General features: G+C 67.1%; 4 protein-coding genes. All 4 read left to right on the top strand.

Going from position 1 to position 3,183, the window contains the following annotated elements; all coding sequences use genetic code 11:
* Nucleotides 1-288: 288 nt before the first annotated feature.
* Nucleotides 289-1,506 carry a vWA domain-containing protein gene (locus DY467_RS25225; RefSeq protein WP_107356549.1) on the top strand — a complete coding sequence of 406 codons (1,218 nt, stop codon included), beginning with the start codon at nucleotides 289-291 and terminating at the stop codon, nucleotides 1,504-1,506.
* A 36-nt stretch (nucleotides 1,507-1,542) separates the two neighbouring features.
* Nucleotides 1,543-1,869, top strand: coding sequence for an XdhC family protein (locus DY467_RS25220; protein WP_011159337.1), 327 nt, complete (start codon nucleotides 1,543-1,545; stop codon nucleotides 1,867-1,869).
* 208 nt (nucleotides 1,870-2,077) lie between these two features.
* The gene (locus tag DY467_RS25215) at nucleotides 2,078-2,779 is read left to right on the top strand and encodes an XdhC family protein (RefSeq protein ID WP_164639772.1); all 702 of its coding nucleotides are present in this window, start codon (nucleotides 2,078-2,080) and stop codon (nucleotides 2,777-2,779) included.
* Nucleotides 2,776-3,183, top strand: a 408-nt coding sequence (locus tag DY467_RS25210) for a molybdopterin-binding domain-containing protein (protein WP_502706455.1), incomplete at its 3' end; no start/stop codon positions are given. The genes DY467_RS25215 and DY467_RS25210, both read left to right, overlap by 4 nt.

The raw sequence follows: 3,183 nt of genomic DNA, 5'->3' as shown, positions 1-3,183 counted from the left end.
GCCTTCGCCACAGCGGCAGCGGACTCCCTCTCCCGCTTGCGGGGGAGGGCCGGGGTGGGGGAGCCCCAGGCACCGTGCGCGCGTCGCCCTCACCCCACCCCTCTCCCGCAAGCGGGAGAGGGAGCAGGCCGCGTGAGCGGCGAGGGTGTGGACTGACTACGAGTTCGTCATTCCGGGGCGCGAGCGAAAGCTCGCGAACCCGGAATCTGAAGCCGGCACTGATGTCGAGATTTCGGATCGCGCCTTCGGCGCGCCCCGGAATGACAAGTTGAGAGAGCGTGGCAAACGATGCAGCGTAATCCGACCGCGATGATCGACCATCTCAATCCGCCGACCGGCAAGATGGCGGACAATGTGGTCGGCTTTGCGCGGGCGCTGCGGGCGGCGGGGCTGCCGGTCGGGCCGGGGGCGGTGATCGATGCGTTGGATGCGCTGCAGCTGATCGAGATCGGCCATCGCGACGATCTCTACGCCACGCTGGAAGCGATCTTCGTCAAGCGCCGCGAGCATCTGCTGATCTTCGATCAGGCGTTCGCGCTGTTCTTCCGCGCCGCCGAGGACTGGCAGCACATGCTGGACTCGATCCCGTTGCCGGACGCCGCCAAAAAGAAGCCGCCGCCGGCCTCGCGCCGGGTGCAGGAGGCGATGTCGCCGGCGGCGACGCGCGATATGCCATCGGCCGAAGAGCAGGAGCTGCGGCTTGCCGTCTCCGACAAGGAGATCCTGCAGAAGAAAGACTTCGCGCAGATGAGCGCCGCCGAGATCGCCGAAGTCACTCGTGCGATCGAGCGGATGCGGCTGCCGCAGGCCGAACTGCGCACCCGGAGAGTGCGTCCCGAGCGACGCGGCCTCAAGCTCGACCTGCGCCGCACGCTGCGGGCCTCGTTGCGCACCGGCGGCGATATCGTCGACATTCGCAAGCTCGGCCTGATCGACAAGCCAGCGCCGATCGTGGCGCTGCTCGATATCTCCGGCTCGATGAGTGAGTACACAAGGCTGTTCCTGCACTTCCTTCATGCCATCACCGACGATCGCAAGCGGGTGTCGACATTCTTGTTCGGCACGCGGCTGACCAACGTTACCCGCGCGCTGCGCCAGCGCGATCCGGACGAGGCGCTGGCGAGCTGCACCTCCTCGGTCGAGGACTGGGCCGGGGGCACGCGGATCGCGACGTCGCTGCACAGCTTCAACAAGCTGTGGGCGCGGCGGGTGCTCGGCCAGGGCGCGATCGTGCTGCTGATTTCCGACGGGCTGGAGCGCGAGAGCGACTCCAAGCTGGCGTTCGAGATGGACCGGCTGCACCGCTCCTGCCGCCGGCTGATCTGGCTGAATCCGCTGCTGCGCTACGACGGCTTCGAGCCGCGCGCCCAGGGCATCAAAATGATGCTACCCCACGTTGACGAATTCCGCCCGGTGCATAATTTGACCTCGATGCACACGCTGATCGCGGCGCTGTCGTCGGCACCGCCGCCGCACCATTTCAGCACGATCCGCTCCGTCGCCTGACCGGCGCCCAGCAGCCAAGCAAGAGGAGACGCCTCCATGCAGCTCGACCGCGACGAAGACATTCTGCGGGCCGCCGAGGACTGGCGCAAAGCCGGCCGCGGCGTGGCGCTCGCCACCGTGGTGGAAACCTGGGGATCGGCGCCGCGTCCCGCCGGCTCCAGCCTGGTGATCAATGACGAGGGGACCTTTCTCGGCTCAGTGTCGGGCGGCTGCGTCGAAGGCGCGGTGGTCACCGAAGCGCTCGACGTGATCGACAGCGGCACGCCGAAGCTGCTGGAATTCGGCGTCGCCGACGAGACCGCCTGGAAGGTCGGGCTGAGCTGCGGCGGCACCATCCGGGTGTTCGTCGAAAAGGTCGATTAGTTCGCAGCGTGCGAGAGCGGCCGAGAACGCGAGCGAGGAATTGAAATATGGTCTCCGTCATTGCGAGCGAAGCGAAGCAATCCAGGAGCTCAGTGCACCTAGCTGGATTGCTTCGTCGCTTCGCTCCTCGCAATGACGGGTGGCGGCCACGGGCGAGTAACCCCGGGCTGGTTTCTGAGGTGCGATCTAGGCAAGTGGGGCGTAGCCTGTGAAGTTCGAGATCCTGCAGCAACTCAACGCCGAACGCGCCGCGCGGCGTCCGGCGATCGTGGTGACCGACACCGCGACCGGCGCGCAGCGGCTGGTGAAAGCCGCCGACATCGCCGCCGATCCGCTCGCCGCCGAACTCGGCAAACAGCTCCGCATGGGCAAGAGCGCGAGCATCGAGGTCGACGGCAACAAGCTTTTTCTCAACGTTTATGCGCCGACCGCGAAGCTGGTGATCGTCGGTGCCGTGCATATCAGTCAGGCGCTGGCACCGCTGGCGCGCTCGCTTGGTTACGACGTCACCGTGGTCGATCCGCGCACCGCGTTCGCCAGCCCTGAGCGTTTCCCCGACGTGCCGCTGATCGCCGAGTGGCCCGATGTCGCGCTGCCGCCGCTAAACATCGATCACTACACCGCCTTCGTGGCGCTGACACACGATCCGAAGATTGACGATCCGGCGCTGCTGCACGCCTTCGCGCGCGACTGCTTCTATATCGGCGCGCTCGGCTCGAAGAAAACCCACGCCAAGCGGTTGGAGCGGCTGAAGGGGCAGGGCGCTTCCGATGCCGACCTCGGCCGCATTCACGCGCCGATCGGGCTCGCGATCGGCGCAGTGTCTCCGTCCGAAATCGCAGTGTCGATCATGGCGGAGATCACCGCAGCGCTGCGGCTGCCGGCATCGTCCAAGGCGGCCGCGGCATGAAGTTCGGCCCGCGCCGTCCGGCCGATGCAATCGGCGGCGTCACCGTGCATTCGCTGCGGCAGAACGGTCTGCTGCTCAAGAAGGGCACGACGATCGGCCCGGCCGAAGTCGCGGCGCTGGAGAAGGCCGGCATCGCCGGGATCGTGGTGGTTCAGCTCGAGCCCGGTGACGTCTCGGAGGATGTCGCGGCCGCGGATGTGGCAGGCGCGGTCGCCGGCGATGGCGTGACGGTCGATCGCGCGTTCACCGGCCGCGCCAATCTGTTCGCGGCACGGACCGGCGTGCTGGTGATCGATCGCGCCGTGGTCGATCGCGTCAACGCCGTCGATGAGGCGATTACTTTGGCGACGCTGCCGGCGTTCAAGCCGGTGGTCGAAGGCGAGATGGTCGCCACCGTCAAGCTG

This window comes from Rhodopseudomonas sp. BR0G17 (genome assembly GCF_010907025.1).
GTDB lineage: Bacteria > Pseudomonadota > Alphaproteobacteria > Rhizobiales > Xanthobacteraceae > Rhodopseudomonas > Rhodopseudomonas palustris_H.
Note: the sequence above shows the minus strand (reverse complement) of the source record. Positions and strands in the feature narration are given on the sequence as shown.